Consider the following 26,611-nt stretch of genomic DNA (forward strand, 5'->3'; position numbering starts at 1 on the left):
CCGGCCAGATGGCCGGCACCGCCACCCAGACATGCGCGGCATCCCTGACCGGCGCCAACCGAACACCATTGGCCCGCGCCCACGGTCGAGTCCGCGGCTTTCAGCGTCGCCCGGTGGCAGCACGGCGTTCTTCCAGAGGCGGAGCGCCGAACACCCGCCCCGAACCGAGGCCCGCCCCAGCCGGAGTGCGGCTATGCACCTGAAATACAGCACCAGACCGGTTCAGGCACCGTTTCGAGGTCAGGTGGCGGCGACGACGCGATCCTGGACGACACGGCCCAAGCCGTCGAGTGCCACCAGCGCCGCGAGGAGTTCCTGCGCGGGCGCGGAACCGCCGACCCAGCTCACCGTTACGTAGTGGCCCATGGCACGCACCTGCGCGCGGCTGCCGGCGGCCTCGAAGGCGATGCCCTGGCGTACGAACCCGTCCTCGCCCAGGGCCGACACCAGCGCGTCGGCGGCTCGCCCGTCAGCCATGTTGAAGATGACGAACTGGCCCGTGCTCAGGTTGCCCTTGTAGACGCCCTGGAGCGCCTGCGTGCAGCCTGAGGCCGAGGCGCCCCACAGGACCTCGTCGCAGTCGGTGAACTGCTGGGTGCTCTCCAGCCGCATGGCCCCCAGGGTCTTGACGGCGGAGGTGAAGACCTCCTGCTGAGTGAGCGGGGCGGCGTCGTTCTTGCGGTCGTCGATGGACGCGTAGAAGGCGGAAGTGGGCTCGGCGTGGAAGGCCGACGGGCGGGGTTCGTCGCGGCGCAACCACCACCAGCCGCCCGCGGCGATGGCTACCAAGGCGGCGATCACAACGGGGATGACGAGACGACGTGACATCAGGCCGACGGCCCCGTGAGCGAGACGACCCTGCGGTAGACGGGCTTCTCCGCACCGCGCAACGCCAAGGTCAGGGAGACGAAGTCGTCCTTGGCGGTCGGTTCGGCGCCGTCGGTCCTGCCGAGCCAGACAAGGCCGACATAGTGCCCCAGCGCGTAGCCGCCCGCCTCGGAATAGCCTCCCGCGGGGAAGGACGCCTTGGAGGAGGGCAGGGGGATCGTCCACCCGCCCCGGTAGTCGGTCTTCAACGACTCCACCAGGGCGGCGGCCGACTTGCCGTCCTTCAGGTTGAGCAGCGTGTACTGGCCGACATAGCGGCCGTCGGAGCTGACGTACAGGCCACGGGCGGCCTGGCTGCATCCGGCGTCGGAGACCTGTTCCACCACGGTCTCACCCCACAGAGCCGCCGAACAGTCGGCGTCGAGTTGCTTGGCGACCAGCTTGAGCTTGAGCTTCTTGGTGACGGAGAGCTGCTTGTGGCCGAACATCTCCTTCTTCGTCAGCGCGCGCTTGTCCTTGGTCCTGTCGGTCAGCGGGGCGAACAGTTTGGGCGAGCTCCAGCCGTGGAAGATCCGCGGCAACGTCGAGCCGGGCGCGACCACGGCGGCACTCCTGCGCTGCTGAGGCGTGTACTCGCCGATGGAGCCCACGGCGAACACCAGCCCCGTGCCACCGGCCAGCACGCCCACGACCGCGGCGATGATCACGAGCAACCGCTGCTGATCAGGACGCAGGCCCCAGGCGGTGAGCAGCGGGAACTGCCAGTCGGACGGAGGGGTACGCCGCCGCTTGCGCGAGGACGTGCCCGCCCCCCGCCCAACGGCCGCGGCCTCGCCCGTGCCGCCGTCCTCCTGCAGCGGCCATCCGGCGCCGCCCCGGAGCTTGACCCTGCCCCCGGACCGCCCGGCACCCCTGCGCCCTTCCGACCGGCCACCATCCTCAACACCGCCGGGCCGCCCACCGTCCCTACGGCCCCCGGTTCGACCGGCATCCTCGCCGCCGGGCTGGCCGGGACCGCGGCTGTCCTCGCGGAACCAGCCGGCACCGCCGCCTCCTGGTCCTGGCTGCCCGGTGCCGCTGTGGAAGCTCCCGCCCGCTGGCTCTCCGCCGAACGGCCCGGTGCTGGTGCCAGGTCCGAAGTGGCCGGTGCCCGGATCGCCGGAGAGTGGGTCGGCGGCGGCCCGGCGGGCCGACCTGCGCCCTCCACGCGTACGGGCCGACCGGCCGCCGTCGCCCTCCCCGCTCGCCGCAGCGGGCCAACCGCCGCTGGATTGGCCCGCGGGCCGGTCATCACCGTCCGCTGACCGGCCACGGGAGTACGTGCCATCGGGTTCGGGGGGCACCTGCTGCCTGCGGCCACGTACCCGCGCCCTCCGGCCGCCACGGGAGCCCACGGACCGGTCCGCACCATCCGCGTGCGTGCCCTCCGCCCCCGAGAACGACCCCGGGCCCTGCGCACCCGCCGCAGGCCAGCCATCGCCACGACCCTCCGCCGCAGGCCACTCACCGCTACGCCCACCCGCGGCGCGGGGGCCGGGGCCCTGGGGGTCGGCTGCGGGGCGGGCACCGTCGCGAGGGCTTCGTGAGGGGTTGCCGGAACCGGGCGCGGCTCTTCTGCGGGCCATCACAGCACCTCCGCCCCGATCAGGTTGCCCACCGCGAACGTGACCGCGGCGGCCACCCCGCCCACGACGAGCTGCCGCAACCCGGAATACCACCAGTTACGGGCGGTCACCGTCGAGACGAGCGCGCCCGCCGCGAACAGGGCCACGCAGGAGATCATCGCCGACACCGTCAGGCTCTGCACCCCGACGAGGTACGGCAGCAGCGGCAGCACCGCCCCCAAGCTGAACGACAGGAACGACGACACCGCGGCCAGCGACGGCGACGGCAGGTCGCCAGGGGCCACGCCGAGCTCGTTACGGGTGTGAACCTCCAGCGCCTGCTCGGGGTTCTGCGAGATCTGCCGGGCGACCTCGGCCGCCAGTTCCGGGGACACGCCCCTCTCGACGAACGTCTGCGCCAGCTCGGCGCGTTCGTCGTCGGGGTGACGGGCGAGCTCGCGGCGTTCGACGGCGATCTCGGCCTGGGCCAGCTCGCGCTGGCTCGCCACCGAGACGTATTCGCCACCCGCCATGGACAGCGCGCCCGCGGCGAGCCCGGCGACGCCGGCGAGTGAGATGACCTTGGTGTTGGCGGTGCCGCCCGCGACACCCGCGATCAGCGCGAAGTTCGACACCAGACCGTCCATCGCCCCGAACACCGATGGCCGCAACCAGCCTCCGGTGACGTCGCGGTGCTGGTGGTGCGCCTCCGCGCGACCGCTCATCGCGCGTTCTTCCCCTTCGTCGCGGCCTCACCGTCAGGGATCTCCGCCGGCTCGCCGGGCGCCGGGTCATCGACCTTCGGCCCGTGATCGGCCTCGCCGCCGTCGGCCGCGTCGGCCCCGGCCGCGTCGCTCCGGGCCGCGTCGCTCCGGGCCTCGTCAACCCCGGCCGTGTCGCTCCGGGACGCCTCAGCCCGGGGTGCGTCGTCCCCCGCCGGGGAGGTTTCGTCGGAGGGCGTCGCCGTTTCCGCACCGGGCTCGCCGGACGTGCCGCCGCCGGAGCCCTCCGCCGGCGGGTCAGAAGCGTCGCCCGAGGACGCCGGGGAAGGGGCGTCGGGCGAGCCGGGGTCGGCCTGACCGGACACGTGCGCCGGATCCGGAAGGTCGGACAGGGGCACGACGATCTCTTCGCTGTCCTTCCTCCTCGTCGCCCAGAGGTAGACCAGCGCGCCCACGAACAACACGACCGACGTCCACTGGTTGATCCGGAGCCCGAGGAAGGTCACCGCGTGATCGACCCCGCCGACCGGGTCGATGCGCAGCCCTTCGATCCAGAACCTGCCGAGCGTGTAGCCGGCGACGTAGAGGGCGAACAGCCGGCCGTAGTGCAGCATGAACCGCCGCCCGGCGAACAGCAGCGCGAAGCCGAGCGCGATGTCCCAGATCGACTCGTACAGGAACGTCGGGTGGTAGAGGACCCCGGGCTCTCCCCCGTGGTCGGCGTCGATCTCCAGGCCCCACGGCAGCGTGGTCGGCGAGCCGTACAGCTCCTGGTTGAACCAGTTGCCCCAGCGGCCGATGCCCTGGGCGAAGGCGATGCCGGGCGCGACCGTGTCGGCGACGGCGCCCATGGAGATGCCGCGCTTGCGCACGGACCACCAGACGCCGACGCCGCCGAGCGCGACCGCGCCCCAGATGCCGAGACCGCCCTCCCAGATGAACAGCGCCTGGATGGGCTCCTTGATCGCGCGGCTGCCGAAATAGGTCTGCCAGTCGGTGATGACGTGGTAGAGGCGGCCGCCGATCAGACCGAAGATGACCGCGGGAACCGCGATGTCGATGATCGTCCCCTGCTGGCCCCCACGAGCGCGCCAACGCCGCTCGCTCAGCCAGACGGCGACGATGACGCCGAGCACAATGCAGAGCGCATAAGCCCGGATCGGGATGATTCCGAGATACCAGACCCCTTGGGAAGGGCTGGGAATCGAGGCAAGGGGCATGTCACGTGAGGGTAGCGGAAGCGCGGCTACTTGGCCGCCTTCGTAATCTCTTCGCGCAACTCTTGTGGACTGAAGAGTACCCCGTTGTCTATTTCTGTGCCGTTCAGTTTCACGGTCGGCGTGTGGTCGAGCTTCTGCTCATCGCTGACCTTCTTGCTGTACGACAGCTGCGCCTGGGCGTGCTTGCCCGAGGTGACGCACTGCTCGAACCCCGGCGACGTGACCCCGGCGTCCTTACCCCACTGCACGAGTTGCTCGGGGGTGAAGCCCGGCTCGGTCTCCGACGGCTGGTTCTCGAAGAGCAGGTCGTGGAAGGCCATCCACTGCTTGCCGTCGGCCACGCAGCGGGAGGCGCTGCCGGCGCGTACGGAATTGGACTTGGTCGGCTCCTGCGAGAAGATCGTGATGGGGTGGTAGACCACCTTGGCCAGGCCCTCGGCGGCAAGGTTCTTGAACGTCTGCCCGCTGACCCGCTCGAGCTCCTTGCAGGCGGGGCACTGGAAGTCCTCATAGATGTCGACCACGGGCGCGTTGACGCCCTGCTTGGCCATCACGGCGGCGCCGTCGGGCTGCACCGTGATGGGTGCGAGCGCGCCGGAGGCCTCCTCCGATTGGGAGGTGCTGGCCGCATACCACCAGCCGGCTCCGACCGCGGCCACCGCCACCACTCCGGCGGTCACGTAGGTCACGATCTTCCTGCGTCGCTCCTGGGCACGAGCGGCGGCCTGCTGTTCCTTGATCTTGTCACGCGCTGACTTCGACATGGTCTTCGTCCGCTGCCCCTTGCTCATCCTTCGTCCTCCACATCACGAGTATCGCTCCCCAGGCCGAGTGCTCCGTCGAGAGCGAAACGGCCCGGCGGGAAACGCGTGATCCAGGCGCCGAGAAGCACGAGGCCGAAGTCACGCAGGATGTCGAGCAGGTAGGTGGGCTCCTGCCCCTTTCCCAGCTGGCCGCCGCCGCCGAAGCAGCCGCAGTCGATCCGCAGGCCGTTCGCCCAGGCCCAGGCGATGCCGAAGACGAACGCGAACATGAGCAACCCCGCGACCACCGCGGCCACCCTGGTCAGCAGACCGACGACCAGCAGCACGCCGACCACGATCTCCAACATCGGCAGGGCGTAGCCCACCGGGACGGCGATCGACTCGGGCAGCAGCTGGTAAGCCTTGACCGCCACCACGGAGTCCGTCGGGTTGCCGATCTTGAGCGCACCCGCCGCGATCAGCACTCCGCCCAGGACCAGCCGGGCGACGACCGTCACCCAGGGTATCGCTGACGTAGCTCGATGTGACGGTTGCGACGCGGCCACGGGTCATCTCCTCTTTCTCTGTGCCGAGATGGGCACAGTACCGGTTCCCATCCGATCACGTTCACGATAAGCGTCGGCTAAGCCGCTTCCTCGTTCAGGCTCTCCGAGTTGCGTGTTTTACTTGGATGAGTTAAAAATTACTCATGCGAGTAAAGCGGGAGGACTCGGTGACGAGCTCCGCGCGGCGCGCACAGATCGTCGCCGCGACCATCGCCACGATCGCCGAGCTCGGCTATCGGCAGGCGTCCTTCTCCAGGATCGCCGAGCGGGCCGGGCTCAGCAGCACCCGGCTGATCTCCTACCACTTCGACAGCAAGGACGAGCTGATCGGCAAGGCCATCGGCACGATCTACAGCGAGCTGGCGGCGTTCATGACCGCGCGGGTGAGCGCCGCGACCACGCCGGGCGCCGCGCTCGAGACCTACATCCGCTCGCTGGTGGAGTACATCGCCGGCCACCGCGCCGAGATGCGCGCCGCCACGGAGATCTTCCTCAACTTCAGGCCGGAAGGCGGTTCCGCGGCGCAGGACGCGGCCACCGACCTGTCGGTGCTGGCCCACGTCGAACGCGTCCTCGTCCGGGGCCAGGAGAGCGGCGAGTTCGGCGCGTTCAACACCCGCGTGATGGCGATGGCGATCCAGCGGTCGCTCGACGGGCTGCCGTTCCTGCTGGAGGCCGACCCGGACGCCGACCTGGCGGAATATGCCGACGAGCTGGCCGGGCTGTTCGCCAGGGCTGTGCGGCCGTGAGCGCCAGGACCAGAGGGCTGCTCACCCTGGCGGTGGACGTGGGCGTGCCCATCGGCCTCTATTACCTCCTGCGCGCCGCCGACGTCGGCTCCTACGCCGCATTGCTGATCTGCTCGTTCATCCCGGGCCTCAGCGTCGTGTCCGATCTCGTACGCCGCCGCAGGCCCGACAGGATCGGCCTGTTCATGACGACCATGATGCTGATCGGCGCCGCGGTCTCGCTGCTCGTCGACGACCCGCGGCTCCTGCTGGCCAAGGACGGCTGGTTCATGGCGGTCGGGGGCCTGTGGTTCCTGGCCAGCGCGCGCGGCGGCAAGCCGCTGGGATTCGTGTTCACCCGGCTCCTGCTCGAAGGGCGGGTCGGACCCCGCGAGTCGTGGGACGTGCTCTGGGAGCGGCTGCCCGGCTTCCGCCGGGTCTGGCGGGTGGCGACCGTCATCTATGGGCTCGGCCTGATCGTCGACGCCGGCGTGCGGGTGGTCATCGCCCACACCCTGCCGATCGACGTCGTGCCCGGCCTCAGCGCCGTGCAGTATGCCGTCTGGCTGGTGCTGATGCAGGTCGCCCTCAACCTCTATCTGGTGCCCAGCGGCGTCTACAACCCTTATTCCAAGCTCTACGCCGGCCTCCGCCACGCCTGAAACCCTCCCGGCGTCAGCGGTCCCGAAGCACCACCGGCCCTGAAGCACGGCCGTCGTCAGCGGCGCACACCCTTGGCCATGTCTTTCGCGAGGACGGCGATCGACTCCCGGCCCGCGGCCTCGTCGGGGGCGTCGAGGATGCGGCGAATGAACGCCGACCCCACGATGACGCCGTCGGCGTAGGCCGCCACCTCGGCCGCCTGATCACCGGTGCCGACCCCCAGGCCCACGCACACCGGCAGGTCGGTGTGGGCGCGGGTGCGCTGCACGAGGCCCTCGGCGGCGACGTTGACGCTCTCTCTGGCGCCCGTGACGCCCATGAGCGAGGCCGCGTAGACGAAACCCGTGCAACAGTCGACGACGGCCTTGATGCGCTGCTCCGTCGAGCTGGGCGCCACCAGGAACACGGTGTCGATGCCGGCGCCCGCCGAGGCGGCCCGCCACGGCTCCGACTCCTCGGGCGTCAGGTCGGGCGTGATCGTGCCCGCGCCGCCCGCGTTGGCCAGGTCGCGGGCGAAGCGCTCTGCGCCGTATTTGTCGATGGGGTTCCAGTAGGTCATGACGAGCGTGGCGGCACCGGTCGCGGCGACCCCCTCGACCGTGCGCATCACGTCGGCGATGCGCGTGCCATTGACCAGGGACCTGTGCACGGCGTCCTGGATGGTGGGCCCGTCCATGAGCGGGTCGGAGTAGGGGAGGCCGATCTCGATGACGTCGCAGCCGGCCTCCACCAAGGTCGTGGCGGCGGCGATGGCGCCGTCCTTGGACGGGAAGCCCGCCGGCAGGTAGCCGACGAGCGCGGCCCGGTTGTCCGCCTTCGCCTTGGCGAAAACCGTCTGAAGAGTCGTCATGTCTGTCCGTTTCGAAGGTCGAGTCTCACCATGATGCCCTGCCGCGCGCCCCGCCCAGAATCCTCCGCGCCGATGAAGGCCCGGGGTGTCGCGGGAGGCCGCGCGGTGAGCGGCCCGGCGCAGACCGTCAGCGGTCCGCGTGGTCCCGGCGGCCTCGGCGGCCCCGGCCTCTCAGCGGTCTCGAAGGTCTCCGAGGGCTCGGAGGTCTTGAGGCCTCGGAGGGTCTCAGAGGTTGAAGTATTTCATCGCCGTGCCCATGTCCTTGTCGCCGCGGCCGGAGAGGTTGACCAGGATGGTGGCCTCCGGGCCGAGCTCGCGGCCGAGCTCCAGCGCGCCCGCCAGGGCGTGGGAGGACTCGATGGCGGGGATGATGCCCTCGGTCCTGGCCAGCAGGGAGAACGCGGCCATCGCCTGATCGTCGGTGACGCCGTGGTAGGTGGCGCGGCCGGAGTCTCTTAGCCAGGCGTGCTCGGGGCCGACGCCCGGATAGTCGAGCCCGGCGGAGATCGAGTGGGACTCGATGGTCTGGCCCTCGTCGTCCTGCAGGACGTAGGTGCGCGCGCCGTGCAGCACGCCGACCGAGCCCGCGGTGAGGGTGAGCGCGTGCTCGCCGCTCTCCAGGCCGCGCCCGGCCGCTTCGTAGCCGTGCAGTTGCACGCCCTCGTCGCCGATGAACGCGTGGAAGGCGCCGATCGCGTTGCTGCCGCCGCCGACCGCGGCGCACACCGCGTCGGGCAGCCGGCCGGTCAGCTCGAGGATCTGGCGGCGGGCCTCCACGCCGATGATGCGGGCGAAGTCGCGCACGATCTCGGGGAACGGGTGCGGGCCCGCGACCGTGCCGAAGAGGTAGTGGGTGGTGTCGACGTTGGTCACCCAGTCGCGGAACGCCTCGTTGATGGCGTCCTTCAGCGTCTGCGAGCCGTTGGTCACCGGCACCACGGTCGCGCCGAGCAGCTTCATCCTGGCGACGTTGAGTGCCTGGCGCTCGCAGTCGACCGCGCCCATGTAGATGACGCACTCCAGGCCGAGCAGGGCCGCGGCGGTCGCCGTGGCCACGCCGTGCTGGCCGGCGCCGGTCTCGGCGATCACCCGCTTCTTGCCGAGCCGCTTGGTCAGCAGCGCCTGGCCCAGGACGTTGTTGATCTTGTGTGCGCCGGTGTGGGTGAGGTCCTCCCGCTTGAGCACGACCCGGGCGCCACCGGCCTGCTCGCTGAAGCGCGGCACGTCGGTCAGCGTGGTCGGCCGGCCGGCGTAGGTGCGCAGCAGGTGGTCGAACTCGCGCAGGAACTGCGCGTCGTTCTTGGCCTTCTCGTAGACCGCGGCCACCTCGTCGAGCGCCGGGATGAGGGCCTCCGGCACATATCGGCCACCGAAGATGCCGAACTTGCCGTGCACGTCGGGATCGTCGCCGTGCGCGCCGTTGCCCGCCAGGTCGGCGGCGGTCAAAATGGAGCCTTCGTGTGCCACTGCTATCCCTCTGCTGAGTGGTCGGGTCGCGTCGACGGATGGGCGCCGGCCGTCACCAGCGCCTCCACGGCCTTGCGCGGGTCCTTGCCGGTGACCAGGCTCTCCCCCACCAGGACGGCGTCGGCGCCACCTCTAGCGTAAGCGAGCAGGTCATGCGGGCCACGCACACCCGACTCGGCGATTTTGATCACATTATCGGGGATCTTCGGCGCCAGCTTCGCGAACACGTCGCGATCGACTTCGAGTGTCTTCAGATTGCGGGCGTTGATCCCGATGACCCGGGCCCCCGCGGCGACCGCTCGCTCGAGCTCGTCCTCGGTGTGCACCTCGACCAGCGGGGTGAGCCCGATCGACTCGGCCCGCTCGATCAGCGACACCAGCGCCTCCTGCTCCAGGCAGACGACCATCAGCAGCGCCAGGTCGGCGCCGTAGGCCCTGGCCTCCCACAGCTGGTAGGAGGTGAGGATGAAGTCCTTGCGCAGGATCGGGATGTCGACCCTGGTGCGGACCGCGGCCAGGTCGTCGAGGCTGCCCCCGAACTTGCGGCGCTCGGTCAGCACGCTGATGACGTGGGCGCCGCCCGCTTCGTAGTCGGCGGCCAGCGCCGCCGGGTCGGCGATCGCGGCGAGCGCGCCCTTGGACGGGCTGGACCGCTTGACCTCGGCGATCACCGAGATCCTGTCGCCCCCGAGCGCGGCCATCGCGTCCCTGGCCGGCCGGGCCCGCTCGGCTCGTTGCTTGAGCTCGTCCATGGACACGGCCTGCTGGCGTGCGGCGAGGTCGGCGCGCACCCCGTCGAGGATGCCGTCGAGGACACTCGGCCCTTCCGTCCGCTCACTCACGCGCTTGGGGTCCCTCCGGTCGACAGTGGGGGTGGTGGAGAGTTCGCCTCGCGTACGCTCTCCGCCTTGTCCTGCGATGGTATCGGCCCCAGCGGGGGCACCTCACCACCGGCCCTGCCTAGGGGGCGAGGAACGCGCCGACAGGCAGATTACGGACGACCCAGTAGACCATGACGACCCCGATGAAGGCCCACAGCCACGCCGGATGCGCCAGCGTCGTGCGTCTGGGCCGGCCCTGCCAGGCGCGCAGCACCCATCGCCCCCACCAGAACAGCAGGAACGGGATCATGGCCACGGCGAGCGGGTTGAGCCCCAGCGCGGCGACCGGATCGAGATGCGCGAGGGCGTGCATGGTGCGCATGGTGCCGCAGCCTGGGCAGTAGAGGCCAGTGAGCCACAGGAACGGGCATGTCGGATAGTGCCCGGGCTCATTGGGGTCGACCACGCCGACGAAGGCGAACGCGGCGCCCACGCCCGCCGCAACACCGAGCGGCGCGAGCAGGCGCCTGGCGCGACCCGTGTCACGCCGCCCGGCTGTTGCGATGCTCATGCTTTCAGTATCCGCCTTCCAGCGCACTGCCCGCCGTCACACCGGCTCAGTACGTCGAGTACGAGTACGTGGACACGCTCGCGGCCAGGATGAAGAAGATCACAATGTACGCGATGATGCCGATGACGATGCCGATGGCCCCGAAGATCAGGCTGCGCTTCCACCACGTCTTGGCCTCTTCCGCGGCCTGCATCGCACCCTGGTAGTCGCCGACCTGCCACTTCGAGTTGACCTGCGACGACTTGACGAGCGCCACGATGCCGAGCGGCAGGCAGCAGAACAGGGTCGTGAGGATGGCCGGGACGAGCTGGTTGTCGGGCGGGTTGCCACCGCCGCCGTAGCCACCGCCGGGGGGCTGGCCGTAACCGCCGTCGCCGTAGCCGCCGCCGCTGGGCGGCTGCTGGCCGTAGCCACCGCCGTAACCACCGCCGCTCGGCGGCTGCTGGCCATAGCCGCCGCCGCTGGGCGGCTGCTGGCCGTAGCCACCGCCATAGCCCCCGCCGCTCGGCGGCTGCTGGCCGTAACCGCCGCCACCGCTGGGAGGCTGCTGGCCGTAGCCACCGCCACCGCTGGGAGGCTGCTGGCCGTAGCCACCGCCACCGCTGGGAGGCTGCTGGCCATAGCCGCCGCCGGGTGGCTGGGCGCCGTAGCCACCGTCGCCCTGGTTTCCGTAACTCATGCTAGTGACCCCTCATGTCGTCATCTCGAGTCCAGTTCGCGCGGCAGCCTAGCGAGAAACCATCTTCTACGTGGATCAACACCGATTTTGCGGAAAATTCGTAATCGGACCGCAAGCACGCCGTCACGGTCCGGCTACACACGCCGCGAGTGACCTACTGGTATTCCACCGTGCTGCTGGCGGTGCTGGCGAGCCCGATGAAGGAAAGGAGCATACCGCCGAAAATCAGCCAGCACAGGAGCCAGATCACCACCGTGATGTACGACGTGACGAGACCGCCGATGGCCATGCCCGAGCCCTCCTCTCCGGTGCGCTTGATCCGGCTGAGCGCGACATGCCCGAGGATGACGCCGGGGATGCTGGTGAGACCGCAGAAGACCAGGCCGATGATGCCAAGGACGAGCGAGGCCACCGCCATCCCGTTGGTGGACCTGGGCTGCTGGTAGCCGTAGCCCTGCTGGGGGTAGCCACCGTAGCTCGGGGGTTGCTGGGCGTAACCGCCGCCGTAGCTCGGCGGCTGCTGGCCATAGCCGTAGGGCTGGTCCCCGTAGCTCGGCGGCTGCTGACCGTAGCCACCCCCGCTCGGCGGCTGCTGACCATAGCCACCCCCGGGAGGCTGTGCGCCATAACCTCCGCTACCGCCCTGATCCCCGTAGCTCATGAGCCGGCTCCCTCAACGTCCGTGGCGAGTTGCAACGGCAGCTTATTGAGGAAACGTTTGCCGGGCGCACACAGGTTCAGAACAGTGGAGGTTTCGTAACCGGCTCAGCGCTCGTCGGTGGGGTCGTCTCCGCGGTCGAGCGCGTCCCACAGTGTCCTGTCGTCGGCGCGCGCCGACGACGCGCCCGCCGTCCGGTCGTAGCGGGCGGACATGCCCGCCCACCGGCCGCCACGCACGACCGCCAGCACGCCCCCGGCCATCACCAGGACCGCTCCGACGACCGTCACGGCGGGCCAAAGCGGCGCGATCTCCCAGGACAGCCCGGTGGCGCCGGACAGCACGTTGTCCTCGCGCAGGCGCGCGGTGACGGTGCCGCCCGACAGCGCCGCCCACGTCGCCGCCGCGGCGCCGGCCCCGCACAGGGCGAGCAGCACCCCGACGGCCCGGCGGCCCGCGCCCTTGGTGGCCAGCACCGCCACCACGCCGGCCAGCCCGGCCAGCGCCACAGGGGTCAGCACGGGGCTCAGCTCGCCGCCGCTCGGGGCCCGCGCCGCGGCGCCGTCTCCCAGGACCGTCACCCATGCCTGGCCTGCGCCCCACAACACGAGCACGCAGCCCAGGGCCGTCATGACCACCCAGCCCCACAACTCCCCGCGCCTGGAAGTCCGCGCCTCGGGCTCCATCCGCTCTCCTAGCTCGGCGCGAGCTCTAGCGGGTCGGCGTCGAAGCAGGTGCGATCACCCGTGTGGCACGCCCCGTCGACCTGGTCGACCTTGACCAGGATGGTGTCGCCGTCGCAGTCGAGCGCCACGGACTTGACCTGCTGGACGTGACCGGAGGTGGCGCCCTTGACCCAGAGCTCCGCCCGGCTGCGGGACCAGTAGGTGGCCCTGCCGGTGGTGAGCGTCCGATGCAGCGCCTCGTCGTTCATCCAGGCCAGCATGAGCACCTCGCCGGTGTCGTACTGCTGGGCGATCGCGGGGACCAGGCCGTCGGGATTGCGCTTCAACCGTGCGGCGATCTTGGCGTCGAGGGACATGCAGCCCATTCAACCAGCTCGTGCCGCCGCCCCCGCCACCGGCGCGAGCCTCAGGCCAGGGCTTGGGAAAGGGTGTCGTAAATGGGGAAGAGCGGCGCCAGGTTGGTCCTGCGCAGCCGCCGGAGCACCTGCCCTGGGGGTGCCACCAGAGCCATCGTGCCGTCCCTGTCGCGCAGCGTGGCGAGCGCGCGCACCAGGACGCCCAGCCCCGTCGTGTCGATGAAGCTCAGGCCGCTCAGATCGACCACCAGCCGGGGGACGTGCTCCGCCACGGCTTCGTCGAGGCATTTCCTGACCTCGGAAACGTTGTCGACGTCGACCTCCCCCGCCAGGCTCACCACCACAAGATCCCCGTGTCGGCGTCGCGTCATCTCCAGCACATCCGCGCCCATGCTCCTCATGACCCTTCCCGTGGGCGGCCCCGCCGAAAAGGTACACCTGCCAGCGACGCGTCACAGTGGGTTTTACCGAGAATGCGGTACGTGATGGCGTGGAGCGGAGTAATTTCGGTTTCCCGAGCCTGCCGTGGGAGGGCCGTCGTGGTGCACGTCGCAGGCTCCGCTCCCCGATCCCGCCGGGTCTTCCGCGGGCCGGCCTGGGTGCCCGAGCACGGGCTGATCGGGGCGGGCGGGTCCGCCGTGGTCCTGCGGGCGCGCGGTGGATAGACAGGTGCTCCGCGTCAGCTTCTCGCGGGGGCACATCACGGGGCTGCGCAGGACCGTGACCGAGCACGCCGCCGGCGAGGGACTGGCAGGCGGGCGGCTCGAGGACTTCGTGCTGGCGGTCAACGAGGTCGCCACCAACGCGGTGGTGCACGGCGGAGGCCACGGGCGGTTACGGCTGTGGACGCGGGACGGGCGCCTGTGGTGCGAGGTCGCCGACGACGGCCCCGGGCTGCCGCCCGGGTGGATGGGCGACACGCGGCCGCCCAGAGGGTACGAGTTCCGGGGGCGGGGCCTGTGGCTGACGCGCATGGTGTGCGAGCACCTCATGATCGTGTCGGGGCCGCGTGGCACGACCGTGACGTTCGCCGCGGCCACACCGTGACCAGGAGCGCCCTCGAGGGCCTGCGGACGGCCGGATGGGAGCCCGGAGGCACGAGCCGGCGCGGCGGCCGGTCACGAGTGGGCGGCCGAGATCCACGAGGCGTGCAGGTCGGCGTACACGCCCGGCCGGCCCGCCAGCTCCGTGTGGTGACCCCGCTGCACCAGCCGGCCCCCGTCGAAGACCAGCACCTCGTCGGCGTTCTCGGCCGTGGACAGGCGGTGCGCGATAGAGATGGCGGTGCGGCCGCGGGTGACGCCCTCGAGCGCGCGCGCCAGCCGTACCTCGGTGGCCGGATCGACCGCCGAGGTGGCCTCGTCGAGCAGGAGCAGGTCGGGGTCGGCGAGGTAGGCGCGAGCCAGGGCGACGAGCTGGCGCTCGCCCGCCGACAGTGACTCGCCGCGCTGGCCGACAGCCGTGTCCAGGCCCGCGGGCAGGCCGTCGAGCCAGTCGGTCAGGCCCAGCTCGGTCATCGCGAGCCGGATCTCGTCGGTGGTGGCGGACGGCTTGCCGTAGCGGATGTTCGCCTCCAGCGTCCCGTCGAACAGGAAGCCGTCCTGGGGGACCATGACGATGCGCTCGCGTAGCGAGGAGAAGCGGATGTGGCGCAGGTCGTGGCCGTCCACGGTGACGCGGCCCGCGCCCGGGTCCATGAGACGCGTCAGGAGCTTGGCGAACGTGGTCTTGCCCGACCCCGTCTCCCCCACGACCGCGACACGCGAGCGCGGCGGGATCTCGAGGGTGACCTCGCGCAGCACGGGCGCGCCGCCCGGGTAGGAGAAGTGCACGTCCTCGAAGGCGACCGAGATGGGGCCGCGGGGCAGCTCCACACCCTGGTCGCCGGGGTCGGCCACGTCCGGAGGGGTGTCGATGACGCCGAGGACGCGCCGCCAGCCCGCGACGGCGTTCTGGGCCTCGTTCAGCACCTCGGTGGCGGTCTGGAGCGGCGAGACGAACAGGGTGATCAGGAACAGGAACGCCACCAGCTCGCCCTGCGTGATCTCGCCCGACATCCCGAGCCGCACGCCGAGCAGCACGATGCCGGCGATGGCGACGGCCGCCACGATCTCGGTGAGCGGGAAGACGAAGCCGACGATGGTCTGCGCCCTGGTCTGGGCGCGCCTGTTGGCGTCGACCGCCTGGTCGACGCGCTCGGCCGTACGGCGCTCCGAGGCGTAGGCCCTGATGACGGCGGCGCCGACGACGGACTCGCTGACCGCGGCCAGCATGTCGCCGGTGCGCTCGCGCACGGTCGTGTACGCCCGCGACAGCAGCCTCTGGAAACGCGGCAGGGCGATCATCAAGGGGATGAAGCACAACCAGACGAGCAGGGTGAGCTGCCAGGAATAGACGAACATCAGCACCGTGGCCACGAACAGCTGGCCGAACGCCACGATGATCATCAGCCCGCCCCACTGCATGAACGTGCTGATCTGGTCGATGTCGTTGGTGACGCGCGAGACCAGGGATCCGCGGCGCTCGGTGTTCTGGGTGAGCACGGACAGGTCGTGCACGTGCCGGAACCCGCGCACGCGCAGCGTGGCCAGGGACGACTCCGTCGCCTTGTAGAGGCGGACGTTCATCACGTAGCCGGCGGCGGCCGTGAGCAGCACCGCGCCCGCGCAGACCAGGATGGCCCGGGTGATGTACGCGGTGTCCGGGGCGCCGGTCTTGAGTCCTGTGTCGATCGTCTGCTGGACGGCGATCGGTACGATGATCTTGCCGATGGTCGCGACGACCGCCAGCAGCAGCGTGACCACCAGCCCCTTGCGGAACTCCGGAGTGAGCGAGAGCCCATGCCGGATGGTGGCCAGCGCGGAACGTTCGGAGTTGCCTCGGATGACCTCGGCCGTCATGCGCTGACTTCCTCTTCTTCTCCGGCCGGCACGTCGATGGCGGCGCGCTCGGCCTCCTCACGCTCGTAGGCGGTCACCAGGTTGCGGTAGCCGGCGCAGCGGCTGATCAGCTCGTCGTGCGGGCCGCGGTCGACGACCCGGCCGTGGTCGAGGTAGACGACCTCGTCGGCGAGGGCGATGGTCGCCATCCGGTAGGCGACGACCACGACGGTGGACGCCTCGGCCGCGTCCCGCAGCCCGTACAGGATCTTGGCCTCGACCTGGGGGTCCACGCTGGAGGTGGCGTCGTCGAGGATGAGCAGGCGCGGCCGGCGCACGACCGCGCGGGCCAGCGCGAGGCGCTGGCGCTGGCCGCCGGACAGCGAGGTGCCGCGCTCGCCGACGCGCGTGTCGAGCCCGTCGGCCAGCAGGCCGACGAACCCGTCGGCCTGCGCCAGCCGCAGGGCCGCCCGCACGTCCTCGTCGCCGGCGTCGAGGCCGAGCGTGATGTTGCCGCGCACGGTGTCGTCGAACAGGAACGTCTGCTGCGGCACCAGGGCGACCGATGCGGCGATGCCGCCGTGGGCCAGCTCCCGGACGTCCACGCCGTCGAGCAGCACCTGCCCCTTGTCGGGGTCGACGAGCCGGACGAGCAGTTGCACGAGCGTGGACTTGCCCGACCCCGTGGGGCCGACCAGCGCGACGGTACGGCCGGCGGGCACATCGAAGGTCACCTCGTGCAGCACCTCGGCCTCCCCGTAGGAGTAGGAGACGTCGCGGACCTCGAGCGCGGCGGGCGCGGTCGAGGTCGCGGCGGCCTGCCCGTACGCCATGGAGCCGCTCGCGTCCAGCACGGCCTGCACCCGCTGCCAGCCGACGACGCTGCGCGGCAGCTCGGCCAGCACCCAGCCGAGCGCCCTGATCGGGAAGGCCAGCAGCGTGAACAGGTAGGCGACCTGCACCAGGTCGCCGGAGTCGATCGAGCCGCCGGACAGCCGGGCGGAGCCGACGCCCAGCACCGCGAGCACGCCGATCGTGGGCAGGGCCTCCAGCATCGGGTCGAACAGCCCGCGCACCCGCCCGACCGCGATGTTGGCGTCGCGCAGCTCGTGGGCGCGCCGCTGGAACCGCTCGGTCTCCAGGTCCTCCCTGCCGAGGGTCTTGATGACGAGCGCGCCGTCGAAGCTCTCGTGCGCGATCTCGCTGACCTCGGCGCGCAGTTGCTGGGCGCGGGTGGCGAGCGGGCTGAGCTTGCGCTGATAGACCAGGTTGAGTACGGCGATCGCCGGAAATATCAGGAAGCCGACCAGCGCCAGCACAAGATCCGTGAACACCATCGCGACCGCCGCCGTGACCAGCATGACGATCACGCCCACGGCCATCGGCAGCGGCGCCAGCGGCGCCCAGGCGGCCTCGGCGTCGGCGCTGGCGTTCGACAGCAGCTGCCCTGTCGGGTGCCGGTGGTGCCACGACAGCGGCAGCCGCAGGTACTGCTTGGTCACGTCCCTGCGCGACCTGGCCTGCATGCGGTACTGCAGGATGCCGGCCAGGATCCGCCGGCCCGCCACGCCCAGCGCCTTGAGCAACGCCGTGCCCAGGATCAGGAACGTTCCCGTCCACAACGCGCCCGCGACGGCGCGGCCCTCGCCGAAGGCCGGCAGCACGACGTTCTGGGTGGCCCACCCGAGGGCCCATGCGGAGGCGACGGTCATGCCCCCGTAGACGGCGCTGGCCAGCACCGCCAGCGTGAACACCGCCTTCTCTGTGCGAATGGCCACCCCAAGGACCCGTAGTCCTTGGCGCATCACGGCCGAGGTGACCTTGCTCGCCACTCGGTTGGGTCCTCTCATCGCGGCATTTCTACGTATGTCACTATCACCCCTGATCATCTCGTTATTCCCGCGGGTAGGGTTGCCCGTGTGACTCACGCTCGTGGCGAACGCACCGCGCTCTGCGACCTGCTCGACCGGCTCGGCCCCGACGCCCCGACGTTGTGCGCGGGCTGGAGCACCTACGACCTGGCCGCGCACCTCGTGCTGCGCGAGCGCAGACCCGACGCGATGGGCGGCATCGCGCTCCGGCCGCTCGCCGGCTACACCGCCTCGGTCCAGAACGCGCTCAAGGCCAGGCATCCCTATCCCGAGCTGGTCGCCAAGGTGCGCGAGCCCGGCGGCGTGTTCCGGCTCGTGAGAGCCCTCGACCAGGCCGTCAACACGATCGAGCTCTTCGTGCACCACGAGGACGTCCGCCGCGCGCAGCCGTCGTGGGAGCCGCGCGAGCTGCCCGCGGAGCTGGAGGAGGTCTTCTGGAAGCGGCTGTCGTCCGGCGCCAGGCTGATGTTGCGCAGGGCGCCGGTGGGCGTGGTGCTGCACCGGCTGGGCGGCGGAGTGCTGCTGGCCGGCCCGCGCGGAGGCCCCAAGGTCGAGGTCACCGGCAGGGCCGGCGAGTTGCTGATGTTCTGCTTCGGACGGCAGGCGCACGCGAAGGTGGAGCTCACCGGCACGCCAGAGAACGCCGAACGCCTGCGCGAGGCCCCGCTCGGCATGTAGCCGCGCGCCGATGGCGCAATTCCCGGCGCCACAGGCGCTCGCACCTCGTCTCCAGCCCTTACCATGGCAGAGGAAAGAAGCCCCCCGGTTAAGATCATGGACATCTTCATAGAAGATGCCACTGATCGCCCAGATCCGGGTATATACGGCTGGGAATGGACTGCAGGAGGCCCCCCATGCAGGTCAAGAAGGTGATCACCTACGTCGCCGTCGCGTTCGTGGTCTTCTACCTGTTCACCCGGCCGGCCGAAGCCGCCGCCGCGGTCAACGGTGTGTTCGACGGAATTCTTCAGGGAGCCAATCAGTTGGCCACGTTCTTCTCAAGTGTTCTGACCTGACCCCTACGGTCCTGTCTGCGTCAGGTGCTTCCAAGCTCCGCCGGATCGTGTTACGCAGGCAGGATGAGAGATCGCCCGAGCGGCACCACGATCCATCAGCTCGGCGCCACCGCGCGGCGCGTCCTCGAGCGAGCCGAGCTCGAGGGCATCGAGCTGGTCCGTTTCCTGTACGCCGACCACGGAGGCGTGATCCGTGGCAAAGCGGCGTCCCGGTCACGGCTGGCCGAACGGCTCAACAGCGGCATCGGGCACACCGTTGCCATGATGGCGATGAACATGCTCGACCAGCTCCAGGACGTCGAGCACATGGGTCCGGTGGGCGAGGTGCGCATCGTTCCCGACACCGCGACCTACGTCACGTTGCCGCACGCGCCGGGCGCGGCGACGATGCTGTCCGACCTGCGCCTGCCCGACGGCTCCCCGTGGGGCGCGTGCCCCCGGACCTTCCTCAAGGACGCCATCGCCGAGCTGGCCACCGAGGGTTACACGCTGGTCGCCGCGTTCGAGCCCGAGTTCACGCTCGGCCGCCGCCTGCCCGACCCGTCCGGCGGCCCCGACCGCCTGGTGCCCATCGACGACTCGCTCTGCTACGCGGGCACCGGCTTCGACACGGCCCACGACTACACGATCACACTCATCCGCGCCCTGGAGACGCAGGGCCTGCGCGTCGAGCACTGCCATCCCGAGCTGGGCCCCGGCCAGCAGGAGCTGTCGGTCCACCACGCGCCCGCGCTGCGGGCCGCCGACAACCACGTCCTCTACCGCGAGACCGTGCGCGGCGTGGCCATGCGCATGCAGCTGTGGGCCTCGCTGGCGCCCAAACCGCTGGCCGACCAGGCCGGCAACGGTGCCCACCTGCACCTGTCGCTGTGGCGCGACGGCCGCAACGTCTTCGCCGGCGACGGCGAGGCGCGCGACGGCTTCATCGGCGGCCTGCTCGCCCACCTGCCCGCCCTCACCGCGCTGACCTGCGGCAGCGTCAACAGCTTCCGCCGCCTGGCGCCCCGCATGTGGTCGAGCGCGTACGCCGTCTACGGCCCCGACAACCGGGAGGCCGCGGTCCGCGTCTGCTCCCCCCTCGGGGAGACCGGGGAGCCCAACCTGGAGCTGAAGCCGTCCGACTCCTCCGCCAACCCGTACCTGTCGCTGGGCGCCGTCATCCACGCGGGCCTCGACGGCATGCGGCGCAAGCTCGACCCGGGCGAGGCCGTGGACGTCGACCCCGACACCCGGCCCGGCCGGTATCCGCGCCTGCCGTCGTCACTGGACGAGGCGCTCGACGCGCTGGAGGGCGACGAGGTGCTCATGGAGGCGCTCGGGCCGCTGCGGTGCGACGCGTATCTTGCCGTCAAGCGGTCCGAGGCGGCCGCGTTCGCCGCCGAGGACGCCTCCTACGAGCTGTTCCACCACCTCCGGGCGTTCTGACGCGCTAGCGGACCGGGTGGCCCGCCATCCGGAGCGTCTCCTTGACCTCGGAGATCTTCAACGTGCCGAAGTGGAACACGCTGGCCGCCAGCACCGCGTCGGCGCCCGCCGCCACCGCCGGAGGAAAGTCCTCCAGGCGGCCGGCGCCGCCGCTGGCGATCACCGGCACGCGCACGACGGCCCGGACCGCGCGCAACATCTCCAGGTCGTAGCCGTCGAGCGTGCCGTCGCCGTCCATCGAGTTGAGCAGGATCTCGCCCACGCCGAGTTCCTCGCCGCGCGCGGCCCACTCCACCGCGTCGATGCCGGTGCCGCGGCGGCCGCCGTGCGTCGTCACCTCGAAGCCGCTCGGGGTGCCGGGCGCGCGGCGGGCGTCCACGGACAGCACGACGCACTGGGCGCCGAACCGCCGGGACGCCTCGGTGAGCAGCTCGGGCCGGGCGATGGCCGCGGTGTTGAGCGACACCTTGTCGGCGCCGGCGCGCAGCAGCCGGTTGACGTCGTCGACCGTGCGCACGCCGCCGCCCACGGTGAGCGGGATGAACACCTGCTCGGCGGTCCTGCGCACCACGTCGAGCATGGTCTCGCGCTCGCCGGACGACGCGGTGATGTCGAGGAAGGTCAGCTCGTCGGCGCCCTCCTCGTCGTAGCGCCTGGCCAGCTCGACCGGGTCGCCCGCGTCACGCAGGTTCTCGAAGTTGACGCCCTTGACGACGCGCCCGGCGTCCACGTCGAGACAGGGAATGACTCTTACCGCCACGGTCATGCTCGCAGTGCCTCTATTTCGATCTCGACCAGCATCCTCGGGTCGACCAGCCCGGCCACCCGTACCCCGGTGCAGGCGGGGCGCACCTCGCGGAAGACGTCGTGGATGGCCCGCCCGACGGGGTCGAAGTGGCGCTGCTCCACGACGTAGTAGCGGACCATGACGACGTCCTCGCGGGTCAGGCCGCCGGTCGCGACGGCCGCCAGCGCGATGTCGATCGCGGTCAGGGCCTGCTCGTAGGCGTCGCCGAGGTGGCGCACCTCTCCTTCGACGGTGGCCGTGCAACCGGACACGATCACCCGGTCACCCGCGATGACAGCGCGGGCGTAACCGTACCTCTCCTCCCAGATGCCACCCGAGAACACCCTCCGCCCGGTGTTTTCCATGCCGATGCTGCTGACGCTCATCCCGCCCCCTCCTGGCACAGCTACACGCGTACCGCGGCAAGTGCTTCTTCCAGCGTGAACGCGTGAGCGTAAAGGGCCCTGCCCACAATGGCACCCTCCACTCCGTCGGGAACGAGAGAGGAGAGCGCGATCAGGTCGTCGAGGCTCGACACGCCGCCGCTGGCCACGACCGGCCGGTCGGTGCGGGCGCAGATCTGGCGGTAGAGCTCGAGGTTGGGGCCCTGGAGCATGCCGTCCTTGGTCACGTCGGTGACGACGTAGCGAGGGCAGCCGTCGGCCTCCAGCCGGTCGAGCACCTCCCACAGGTCGCCGGCGTCTTTGGTCCAGCCGCGGGCGGCCAGCGTGGTGCCGCGCACGTCGAGACCCACCGCGATCCGGTCGCCGTGCTCGGCGATGATCTTCCGGCACCAGCCGGGGTTCTCCAGGGCGGCGGTCCCGATGTTGACCCGGCGGCAACCGGTGGCCAGCGCGGCGGCCAGCGAGTCGTCGTCGCGGATGCCGCCGGACAGCTCGACGTTCACGTCCAGCTTGCCGATGACCTCGGCGATCAGCTCGCGGTTGCCGCCCCGGCCGAACGCGGCGTCGAGGTCGACCATGTGGATCCACTCGGCGCCGGCGTCCTGCCAGGCGAGCGCGGCGGCGAGCGGCTCGCCGTGGCGGGTCTCGGTGCCGGCCTCGCCCTGGGTCAGGCGTACGGCCTGGCCACCGGCCACGTCGACGGCGGGCAGCAACTGCAACGACATCAGATCCTCCGGTCGAAGGCGAGGGTCACGACAACGGGTGTGAGCAGCAGGGACAGGACGAGGACACCGAAGCTGAGCGGCGGCGAGCCCCAGACCAGCCAGACGATCACCTGCACGAGCAGGAGCCCGAGTGCCACCACGGCGTTCTGGGCGCGGCGGCGGCGGGCGAGCAGGCCGCTCTGGCGGGCGATCCGTGCCGGGCGCGGGATCACCCGGCCCAGGAACGCACGGCGGCGGGCCCGGCGCGCCTGCCGCAGCTCGTTGGCCCGGATAGCGCGGGCCCGCTCCGCCTCGCGCTCGGCCCGCCGCCGGGCGCGTTCCTTGCTCACCTGACCTCCCGGCCCACTCGCCCGCTCACAGCGTGCCGAGCCAGTTGCGGAGCAGGGTGGCGCCGGCGTCGCCGGACTTCTCGGGGTGGAACTGGGTCGCCATGAGAGGGCCGTTCTCCACGGCGGCCACGAACGGAACGCCGTGCTCGGCCCACGTGACGAGCGGATCGGAGAAGCCGTCGCCCGCCTGCAGCTCCCACTCGCGCACGCCGTAGGAGTGGACGAAGTAGAAACGGGTGGCGGGGTCGAGCCCGGCGAACAGCACGCTGCCGGCCGGCGCCTTGACCGTGTTCCAGCCCATGTGGGGCAGGACGGGGGCGTCGAGCCGGCCCACCGTGCCCGGCCACTCGCCGCAGCCCTGGGTCTCCACGCCGTGCTCGACCCCCCGGGCGAACAGGATCTGCATGCCGACGCAGATGCCCAGCACCGGGCGCCCCCCGGACAGGCGGCGGCCGATGATCTGCTCGCCGCGCACGCCCTTGAGACCCGCCATGCACGCCTCGAACGCGCCGACGCCCGGCACCACCAGCCCGTCGCAGGAGAGCGCGGCGTCGAAGTCGGACGTCACGGTCACATCGGCGCCGGCCCTGGCCAGCGCGCGCTCGGCCGAGCGCAGGTTGCCCGACCCGTAGTCGAGCACCACCACGTCCTTGCTCACCACCACAGCACCCCCGCCGTGATCGCCATCGCCGCGCCGAACGCGCAGATCGCCGCACCGAGCTTAAGCCCCTGCTTGGCGAGGGAGAACACCCCGCCGATGAGAAACAGCCCGAGGAAGACCAGCACGCCGGCGATGAGGTTTTCGGTCATAGGACGCCCTTGGTGCTGGGCACCCCCGTGGCGCGGGGGTCGAGCTCGGACGCCTCGCGCAGGGCCCTGGCCAGGGCCTTGAACTGGGACTCCACGATGTGGTGGGCGTTGCGGCCGTAGGGGACGTGGACGTGCAGGCAGATGGCGGCCTGCGCGACGAACGACTCCAGGATGTGGCGGGTCATCGTCGTGTCGTATTCGGGGCCGATCATCGGCGCCATGCCCTCGGGCTCGGAGTGCACGAGGTAGGGGCGGCCGGACAGGTCGACGGTGACCTGGGCCAGCGACTCGTCCAGCGGGCACGACGCGCTGCCGAACCGCCTGATGCCCGACTTGTCGCCCAACGCCTCGCGGAACGCAGCTCCCAGGGCGAGCGCGGTGTCCTCGATCGTGTGGTGCGAGTCGATGTGCAGGTCGCCCTCGGTCTTGACCGTCAGGTCGAACAGGCCGTGCTTGCCCAGCTGGGCCAGCATGTGGTCGTAGAAGCCGACCCCTGTCGACACCTCGACCCGGCCGGTGCCGTCGAGGCCGACCTCCACCAGGACCGAGGTCTCCTTCGTAACACGCTCGACGCGGCCGACGCGACTCACAGCACTCCTTCCAGGGCGGCGCGGAACGCCGCCATCTCCTCGCCGGTGCCGATCGACACCCGCAGCCATTCTGGCGGGCCCACCTCGCGGATGAGCACTCCGCGCTCCAGCAGGCCCTCCCACACCGCGCGCCGGTCGGGGAAGCGCCCGAACAGCACGAAGTTCGCGTCGGAGTCGGCCACCCGCAGGCCCTTGGACCGCAGCCACGCCACCGTGTCGTCGCGTTCGCGCCGCAGCGCGTCGACCGTGCCCAGCAGCTCGGCGCGGTGCCGCAGCGCCACGCGCGCCGCCGTCTGGGTGAGCGTGGACAGGTGGTACGGCAGGCGCACCAGCAGCAGCGCCTGCACCACGGCCGGGTGCGCGGCGAGATAGCCGAGCCGGGTGCCGGCCATGGCGAACGCCTTGGACATCGTCCTGGTGACGATCAGCCGCGGGTGGGCGGGCAGCAGGGTGAGCGCCGACGCGGTGCCCTCGCGGGCGAACTCCGCGTAGGCCTCGTCGACCACCACCACGCCGTGCGCGGCGGCGAGGACCGCCTCGATCGTGGCCAGCGGCTGGGCCGTGCCGGTCGGGTTGTTGGGCGAGGCAAGGAACACGATGTCGGGCCGGTGCTCCTCGATCGCCGCCACGGCCTTGCCGGGGTCGATCGAGAAGTCGGACTCGCGGCTGGCCTGGATCCACTCGGTGCTGGTGCCGCTGGTGATGATCGGGTGCATCGAGTAGGAGGGCTCGAATCCGATGGCGGTGCGGCCGTGGCCGCCGAACGCCTGCAGGATCTGCTGGAGCACCTCGTTGGAGCCGTTGGCGGCCCACACCTGCTCGCTCGTCAGGCCGTGGCCGAGGTAGGCGGCCAGGTCGGCGCGCAGGGCGGTGGCGTCTCTGTCGGGGTAGCGGTTGAGCTCGCCCGCCTGGGCCCGCACCGCCTCGGCCAGGTCGTCGACCAGCCGAGGCGAGGGCGGGTAGGGGTTTTCGTTGGTGTTGAGCCGGACCGGGACGTCGATCTGGGGCGCGCCGTACGGCGTCTTGCCCCTCAGGTCGTCGCGGATGGGCAGGTCGTCGAGGTTCACTCGGTCTCCGTGGGCACTCGCCAGTCGAAACGGGCGCGGATCGCGGCGCCGTGCGCCGGCAGGTCTTCGGCGTCGGCCAGCACCGACACATGGGCCGCCGCTCCCGCGAGCGCCTCGCGGGAGTAGTCGACGACGTGGACGCCGCGCAGGAACGACTGCACCGACAGGCCGCTGGAGTGGCAGGCGCAGCCGCCCGTGGGCAGCACGTGGTTGGACCCGGCGAGGTAGTCGCCGAGCGAGACGGGCGCGTAGGGGCCGACGAAGATCGCACCGGCGTTCCTGACGCGGGCGGCGACGGCCGCGGCGTCGGCAGTGTGGATCTCCAGGTGCTCGGCGGCGTAGGCGTCGACGACCTTGAGGCCGTCGTCGACGGAACTCACCAGCACGATGCCCGACTGCCTGCCGCTCAGCGCCTCGGTGATGCGCTCGGCGTGCCTGGTCGCGGAGACCTGCCCCGGCAGCTCCTTCTCGACCGCGTCGGCCAGCTCGGCGCTGGTGGTGACCAGCACGGCGGCCGCGATCACGTCGTGCTCGGCCTGGCTGATCAGGTCGGCGGCGACGTGGACGGGGTCGGCCGTCTCGTCGGCGAGGATGGCGATCTCCGTGGGACCGGCCTCGGAGTCGATGCCGATGCGGCCCTTGAGCAGCCGCTTGGCCGCCGCCACATAGATGTTGCCCGGGCCGGTGACCATCGTGGCCGCCGGGCACTCCTCAGTGCCGTAGGCGAACATGGCCACCGCCTGCGCCCCGCCGGCCGCGTGGACCTCGTCGACGCCGAGCAGCGCGCAGGCGGCCAGGATCGTGGGGTGCGGGAGCCCGCCGTGCTCCTTCTGCGCCGGGCTAGTCACGGCCAGCGAGCCGACGCCGGCCTCCTGGGCGGGCACGACGTTCATCACCACGCTGGACGGATAGACCGCGCGGCCGCCGGGGACGTAGAGGCCCACGCGCTCGACGGGCAGCCACCGCTCGGTCACCGTGCCGCCGGGCACGACCTGGGTGGTGACGTCGGCGCGCCGCTGGTCGCGGTGGACGAGCCTGGCCCGCCTGATCGACTCTTCCAGCGCCGCCCTGACCCTGGGGTCGAGCTCGCGCAGCGCCCTGTCGAGGGCCTCGGCGGGGACGCGGGTGGCGGTGATCTCGACTCCGTCGAACCTGGCGGTCAGCTCCCGTACGGCTGCCGCCCCACGATGGCGCACGTCCTCGCAGATGGGCCGCACCTTCTCCAGGGCGGCCTCGACGTCGAGCTCGGCGCGGGGCAGCACGTCGCGCAGGTCCGCGGGAAGCGAACCGCGCATGTCGATACGGGAAATCACCATCACAGTTTACGGAGTCCGGGCGGCGGATCCCCATCCGTCCACCATGCGGACTTCTCGGGCGACCTTCCGGGCGGAACGTGTGACGGCCGCGGGGCGGCGCTCGCCGAAGCCGCGCCCGCGGCCGCCGTCACCCCGGACCGGGCCTGCCGGGGCGGGGGCCATGGCCGTCACGGGGGCACGGCCATGGCCGGGGAAAGCCAGAGCTCCTCCTAACTGCCCCGGTCGGACCA

33 protein-coding genes are annotated in these 26,611 nt (G+C 71.2%); 7 read left to right on the forward strand and 26 right to left on the reverse strand.

Translation table 11 applies throughout. The annotated features are described in order from the left end of the window. Positions 1-240: 240 nt before the first annotated feature. The 6 genes from ABGB01_RS05500 to ABGB01_RS05525 form a co-directional block, all read right to left on the reverse strand. Complete coding sequence (locus ABGB01_RS05500) at positions 241-828, reverse strand: hypothetical protein (protein WP_347770918.1); 588 nt, start codon at positions 826-828, stop codon at positions 241-243. Further along, positions 828-2,222, reverse strand: coding sequence for a hypothetical protein (locus ABGB01_RS05505; protein ID WP_347770920.1), 1,395 nt, complete (start codon positions 2,220-2,222; stop codon positions 828-830). Before ABGB01_RS05505 ends, ABGB01_RS05500 begins: the two co-directional genes overlap by 1 nt. Before the next feature lie 230 nt (positions 2,223-2,452). Further along, entirely contained in the window at positions 2,453-3,157 is a 705-nt protein-coding gene (locus tag ABGB01_RS05510; protein WP_347770922.1) for a VIT1/CCC1 transporter family protein, read from the reverse strand. Further along, a complete protein-coding gene (gene lgt / locus ABGB01_RS05515) occupies positions 3,154-4,374 on the reverse strand; it encodes a prolipoprotein diacylglyceryl transferase (protein ID WP_347770924.1) in 1,221 nt (406 codons plus the stop codon). Before lgt ends, ABGB01_RS05510 begins: the two co-directional genes overlap by 4 nt. 26 nt (positions 4,375-4,400) lie before the next feature. Then, positions 4,401-5,165: a thioredoxin domain-containing protein gene (locus tag ABGB01_RS05520; RefSeq protein WP_347770926.1), complete on the reverse strand. Its 765-nt coding sequence runs from the start codon at positions 5,163-5,165 to the stop codon at positions 4,401-4,403. Then, entirely contained in the window at positions 5,162-5,635 is a 474-nt protein-coding gene (locus tag ABGB01_RS05525) for a MauE/DoxX family redox-associated membrane protein (RefSeq protein ID WP_347770928.1), read from the reverse strand. Before ABGB01_RS05525 ends, ABGB01_RS05520 begins: the two co-directional genes overlap by 4 nt. 191 nt (positions 5,636-5,826) lie before the next feature. On the opposite strand from ABGB01_RS05525, the gene ABGB01_RS05530 reads away from it, so the two are divergent. Both ABGB01_RS05530 and ABGB01_RS05535 read left to right on the forward strand, forming a co-directional pair. Further along, positions 5,827-6,432 (forward strand): TetR/AcrR family transcriptional regulator, encoded by a 606-nt coding sequence (locus tag ABGB01_RS05530; RefSeq protein WP_347770930.1) that lies wholly within the window; start codon positions 5,827-5,829, stop codon positions 6,430-6,432. After that, positions 6,429-7,073 carry a VC0807 family protein gene (locus ABGB01_RS05535; protein ID WP_347770932.1) on the forward strand — a complete coding sequence of 215 codons (645 nt, stop codon included), beginning with the start codon at positions 6,429-6,431 and terminating at the stop codon, positions 7,071-7,073. The genes ABGB01_RS05530 and ABGB01_RS05535 overlap by 4 nt, the downstream gene beginning before the upstream one ends. A 56-nt stretch (positions 7,074-7,129) precedes the next feature. Here the strand turns inward: ABGB01_RS05535 and trpA are convergent, their stop codons facing one another. The 9 genes from trpA to ABGB01_RS05580 form a co-directional block, all read right to left on the reverse strand. Then, complete coding sequence (gene trpA, locus ABGB01_RS05540; protein ID WP_347770934.1) at positions 7,130-7,924, reverse strand: tryptophan synthase subunit alpha; 795 nt, start codon at positions 7,922-7,924, stop codon at positions 7,130-7,132. 225 nt (positions 7,925-8,149) lie between these two features. Further along, a complete protein-coding gene (gene trpB / locus ABGB01_RS05545) occupies positions 8,150-9,355 on the reverse strand; it encodes a tryptophan synthase subunit beta (protein ID WP_347621659.1) in 1,206 nt (401 codons plus the stop codon). A gap of 38 nt (positions 9,356-9,393) precedes the next feature. Continuing rightward, complete coding sequence (trpC, locus tag ABGB01_RS05550; protein WP_347770936.1) at positions 9,394-10,233, reverse strand: indole-3-glycerol phosphate synthase TrpC; 840 nt, start codon at positions 10,231-10,233, stop codon at positions 9,394-9,396. A 118-nt stretch (positions 10,234-10,351) separates the two neighbouring features. Beyond that, a complete protein-coding gene (locus tag ABGB01_RS05555; RefSeq protein WP_347621498.1) occupies positions 10,352-10,783 on the reverse strand; it encodes a DUF2752 domain-containing protein in 432 nt (143 codons plus the stop codon). A gap of 46 nt (positions 10,784-10,829) precedes the next feature. Beyond that, positions 10,830-11,462 carry a CD225/dispanin family protein gene (locus ABGB01_RS05560; RefSeq protein WP_347770939.1) on the reverse strand — a complete coding sequence of 211 codons (633 nt, stop codon included), beginning with the start codon at positions 11,460-11,462 and terminating at the stop codon, positions 10,830-10,832. A 154-nt stretch (positions 11,463-11,616) separates the two neighbouring features. Further along, positions 11,617-12,123: a DUF4190 domain-containing protein gene (locus tag ABGB01_RS05565; protein ID WP_347770941.1), complete on the reverse strand. Its 507-nt coding sequence runs from the start codon at positions 12,121-12,123 to the stop codon at positions 11,617-11,619. A gap of 104 nt (positions 12,124-12,227) precedes the next feature. After that, positions 12,228-12,806, reverse strand: coding sequence for a Trp biosynthesis-associated membrane protein (locus ABGB01_RS05570; RefSeq protein WP_347770943.1), 579 nt, complete (start codon positions 12,804-12,806; stop codon positions 12,228-12,230). 8 nt (positions 12,807-12,814) lie between these two features. Next, complete coding sequence (hisI, locus tag ABGB01_RS05575; RefSeq protein ID WP_347642793.1) at positions 12,815-13,162, reverse strand: phosphoribosyl-AMP cyclohydrolase; 348 nt, start codon at positions 13,160-13,162, stop codon at positions 12,815-12,817. 50 nt (positions 13,163-13,212) lie between these two features. Further along, positions 13,213-13,533, reverse strand: a complete 321-nt coding sequence (locus ABGB01_RS05580; RefSeq protein ID WP_347770946.1) for an STAS domain-containing protein — start codon at positions 13,531-13,533, stop codon at positions 13,213-13,215. 168 nt (positions 13,534-13,701) lie between these two features. Between ABGB01_RS05580 and ABGB01_RS05585 the strand changes: the two genes are divergently transcribed. After that, entirely contained in the window at positions 13,702-13,827 is a 126-nt protein-coding gene (locus tag ABGB01_RS05585; protein ID WP_347770948.1) for a hypothetical protein, read from the forward strand. A 4-nt stretch (positions 13,828-13,831) separates the two neighbouring features. Then, on the forward strand, positions 13,832-14,209 hold the full coding sequence (locus ABGB01_RS05590; protein WP_347770950.1) for an ATP-binding protein: 378 nt from the start codon (positions 13,832-13,834) through the stop codon (positions 14,207-14,209). Between the two features lie 71 nt (positions 14,210-14,280). Here ABGB01_RS05590 and ABGB01_RS05595 read toward each other — a convergent pair whose 3' ends face one another. Then, positions 14,281-16,062, reverse strand: a complete 1,782-nt coding sequence (locus ABGB01_RS05595; RefSeq protein WP_347770952.1) for an ABC transporter ATP-binding protein — start codon at positions 16,060-16,062, stop codon at positions 14,281-14,283. Next, the gene (locus tag ABGB01_RS05600; RefSeq protein ID WP_347770954.1) at positions 16,059-17,891 is read right to left on the reverse strand and encodes an ABC transporter ATP-binding protein; all 1,833 of its coding nucleotides are present in this window, start codon (positions 17,889-17,891) and stop codon (positions 16,059-16,061) included. The genes ABGB01_RS05595 and ABGB01_RS05600 overlap by 4 nt, the downstream gene beginning before the upstream one ends. A 69-nt stretch (positions 17,892-17,960) precedes the next feature. Between ABGB01_RS05600 and ABGB01_RS05605 the strand changes: the two genes are divergently transcribed. From ABGB01_RS05605 to ABGB01_RS05615, 3 genes are all read left to right on the forward strand, one after another. After that, positions 17,961-18,590 carry a TIGR03085 family metal-binding protein gene (locus ABGB01_RS05605; protein ID WP_347770956.1) on the forward strand — a complete coding sequence of 210 codons (630 nt, stop codon included), beginning with the start codon at positions 17,961-17,963 and terminating at the stop codon, positions 18,588-18,590. Positions 18,591-18,766: 176 nt separating this feature from the next. Beyond that, positions 18,767-18,928 (forward strand): hypothetical protein, encoded by a 162-nt coding sequence (locus tag ABGB01_RS05610; protein ID WP_347621509.1) that lies wholly within the window; start codon positions 18,767-18,769, stop codon positions 18,926-18,928. Between the two features lie 63 nt (positions 18,929-18,991). Further along, complete coding sequence (locus tag ABGB01_RS05615; protein WP_347770958.1) at positions 18,992-20,353, forward strand: glutamine synthetase family protein; 1,362 nt, start codon at positions 18,992-18,994, stop codon at positions 20,351-20,353. 4 nt (positions 20,354-20,357) lie between these two features. Here the strand turns inward: ABGB01_RS05615 and hisF are convergent, their stop codons facing one another. From hisF to hisD, 9 genes are read right to left on the reverse strand one after another with little or no spacing between them, the layout of a single operon-like run. Beyond that, positions 20,358-21,119, reverse strand: coding sequence for an imidazole glycerol phosphate synthase subunit HisF (gene hisF, locus ABGB01_RS05620; RefSeq protein WP_132637079.1), 762 nt, complete (start codon positions 21,117-21,119; stop codon positions 20,358-20,360). Then, positions 21,116-21,526 carry a Rid family hydrolase gene (locus tag ABGB01_RS05625; RefSeq protein WP_347770961.1) on the reverse strand — a complete coding sequence of 137 codons (411 nt, stop codon included), beginning with the start codon at positions 21,524-21,526 and terminating at the stop codon, positions 21,116-21,118. Before ABGB01_RS05625 ends, hisF begins: the two co-directional genes overlap by 4 nt. A 20-nt stretch (positions 21,527-21,546) precedes the next feature. After that, entirely contained in the window at positions 21,547-22,269 is a 723-nt protein-coding gene (gene priA, locus ABGB01_RS05630) for a bifunctional 1-(5-phosphoribosyl)-5-((5-phosphoribosylamino)methylideneamino)imidazole-4-carboxamide isomerase/phosphoribosylanthranilate isomerase PriA (protein ID WP_347770963.1), read from the reverse strand. Continuing rightward, entirely contained in the window at positions 22,269-22,598 is a 330-nt protein-coding gene (locus tag ABGB01_RS05635) for a hypothetical protein (RefSeq protein WP_347770965.1), read from the reverse strand. The genes priA and ABGB01_RS05635 overlap by 1 nt, the downstream gene beginning before the upstream one ends. 25 nt (positions 22,599-22,623) lie before the next feature. Further along, positions 22,624-23,256 carry an imidazole glycerol phosphate synthase subunit HisH gene (gene hisH, locus ABGB01_RS05640; RefSeq protein ID WP_347770967.1) on the reverse strand — a complete coding sequence of 211 codons (633 nt, stop codon included), beginning with the start codon at positions 23,254-23,256 and terminating at the stop codon, positions 22,624-22,626. Beyond that, a complete protein-coding gene (locus tag ABGB01_RS05645) occupies positions 23,253-23,408 on the reverse strand; it encodes a hypothetical protein (RefSeq protein ID WP_347770969.1) in 156 nt (51 codons plus the stop codon). Before ABGB01_RS05645 ends, hisH begins: the two co-directional genes overlap by 4 nt. Next, positions 23,405-23,998, reverse strand: coding sequence for an imidazoleglycerol-phosphate dehydratase HisB (hisB, locus tag ABGB01_RS05650; protein ID WP_347770971.1), 594 nt, complete (start codon positions 23,996-23,998; stop codon positions 23,405-23,407). Before hisB ends, ABGB01_RS05645 begins: the two co-directional genes overlap by 4 nt. Beyond that, positions 23,995-25,065, reverse strand: a complete 1,071-nt coding sequence (locus ABGB01_RS05655; protein WP_347770973.1) for a histidinol-phosphate transaminase — start codon at positions 25,063-25,065, stop codon at positions 23,995-23,997. Before ABGB01_RS05655 ends, hisB begins: the two co-directional genes overlap by 4 nt. Continuing rightward, on the reverse strand, positions 25,062-26,378 hold the full coding sequence (gene hisD / locus ABGB01_RS05660; RefSeq protein WP_347770975.1) for a histidinol dehydrogenase: 1,317 nt from the start codon (positions 26,376-26,378) through the stop codon (positions 25,062-25,064). The genes ABGB01_RS05655 and hisD overlap by 4 nt, the downstream gene beginning before the upstream one ends. Between the last annotated feature and the right edge of the window lie 233 nt (positions 26,379-26,611).

This window comes from Nonomuraea sp. B5E05, assembly GCF_039880665.1.
GTDB lineage: Bacteria > Actinomycetota > Actinomycetes > Streptosporangiales > Streptosporangiaceae > Nonomuraea.

Bases quoted from the DNA above. Each gene is read 5' to 3' on its own strand.
- trpA (WP_347770934.1), bottom strand. From the start codon at position 7,924: ATGACGACTCTTCAGACGGTTTTCGCCAAGGCGAAGGCGGACAACCGG.
- ABGB01_RS05510 (WP_347770922.1), bottom strand. From the start codon at position 3,157: ATGAGCGGTCGCGCGGAGGCGCACCACCAGCACCGCGACGTCACCGGA.
- hisF (WP_132637079.1), bottom strand. From the start codon at position 21,119: ATGACCGTGGCGGTAAGAGTCATTCCCTGTCTCGACGTGGACGCCGGG.
- priA (WP_347770963.1), bottom strand. From the start codon at position 22,269: ATGTCGTTGCAGTTGCTGCCCGCCGTCGACGTGGCCGGTGGCCAGGCC.
- ABGB01_RS05555 (WP_347621498.1), bottom strand. From the start codon at position 10,783: ATGAGCATCGCAACAGCCGGGCGGCGTGACACGGGTCGCGCCAGGCGC.
- ABGB01_RS05530 (WP_347770930.1), top strand. From the start codon at position 5,827: ATGCGAGTAAAGCGGGAGGACTCGGTGACGAGCTCCGCGCGGCGCGCA.
- ABGB01_RS05570 (WP_347770943.1), bottom strand. From the start codon at position 12,806: ATGGAGCCCGAGGCGCGGACTTCCAGGCGCGGGGAGTTGTGGGGCTGG.
- ABGB01_RS05645 (WP_347770969.1), bottom strand. From the start codon at position 23,408: ATGACCGAAAACCTCATCGCCGGCGTGCTGGTCTTCCTCGGGCTGTTT.
- ABGB01_RS05500 (WP_347770918.1), bottom strand. From the start codon at position 828: ATGTCACGTCGTCTCGTCATCCCCGTTGTGATCGCCGCCTTGGTAGCC.
- ABGB01_RS05595 (WP_347770952.1), bottom strand. From the start codon at position 16,062: ATGACGGCCGAGGTCATCCGAGGCAACTCCGAACGTTCCGCGCTGGCC.
- lgt (WP_347770924.1), bottom strand. From the start codon at position 4,374: ATGCCCCTTGCCTCGATTCCCAGCCCTTCCCAAGGGGTCTGGTATCTC.
- ABGB01_RS05600 (WP_347770954.1), bottom strand. From the start codon at position 17,891: ATGAGAGGACCCAACCGAGTGGCGAGCAAGGTCACCTCGGCCGTGATG.
- ABGB01_RS05560 (WP_347770939.1), bottom strand. From the start codon at position 11,462: ATGAGTTACGGAAACCAGGGCGACGGTGGCTACGGCGCCCAGCCACCC.
- hisI (WP_347642793.1), bottom strand. From the start codon at position 13,162: ATGTCCCTCGACGCCAAGATCGCCGCACGGTTGAAGCGCAATCCCGAC.
- ABGB01_RS05615 (WP_347770958.1), top strand. From the start codon at position 18,992: ATGAGAGATCGCCCGAGCGGCACCACGATCCATCAGCTCGGCGCCACC.
- ABGB01_RS05610 (WP_347621509.1), top strand. From the start codon at position 18,767: ATGCAGGTCAAGAAGGTGATCACCTACGTCGCCGTCGCGTTCGTGGTC.
- ABGB01_RS05625 (WP_347770961.1), bottom strand. From the start codon at position 21,526: ATGAGCGTCAGCAGCATCGGCATGGAAAACACCGGGCGGAGGGTGTTC.
- ABGB01_RS05520 (WP_347770926.1), bottom strand. From the start codon at position 5,165: ATGAGCAAGGGGCAGCGGACGAAGACCATGTCGAAGTCAGCGCGTGAC.
- ABGB01_RS05580 (WP_347770946.1), bottom strand. From the start codon at position 13,533: ATGACGCGACGCCGACACGGGGATCTTGTGGTGGTGAGCCTGGCGGGG.
- ABGB01_RS05565 (WP_347770941.1), bottom strand. From the start codon at position 12,123: ATGAGCTACGGGGATCAGGGCGGTAGCGGAGGTTATGGCGCACAGCCT.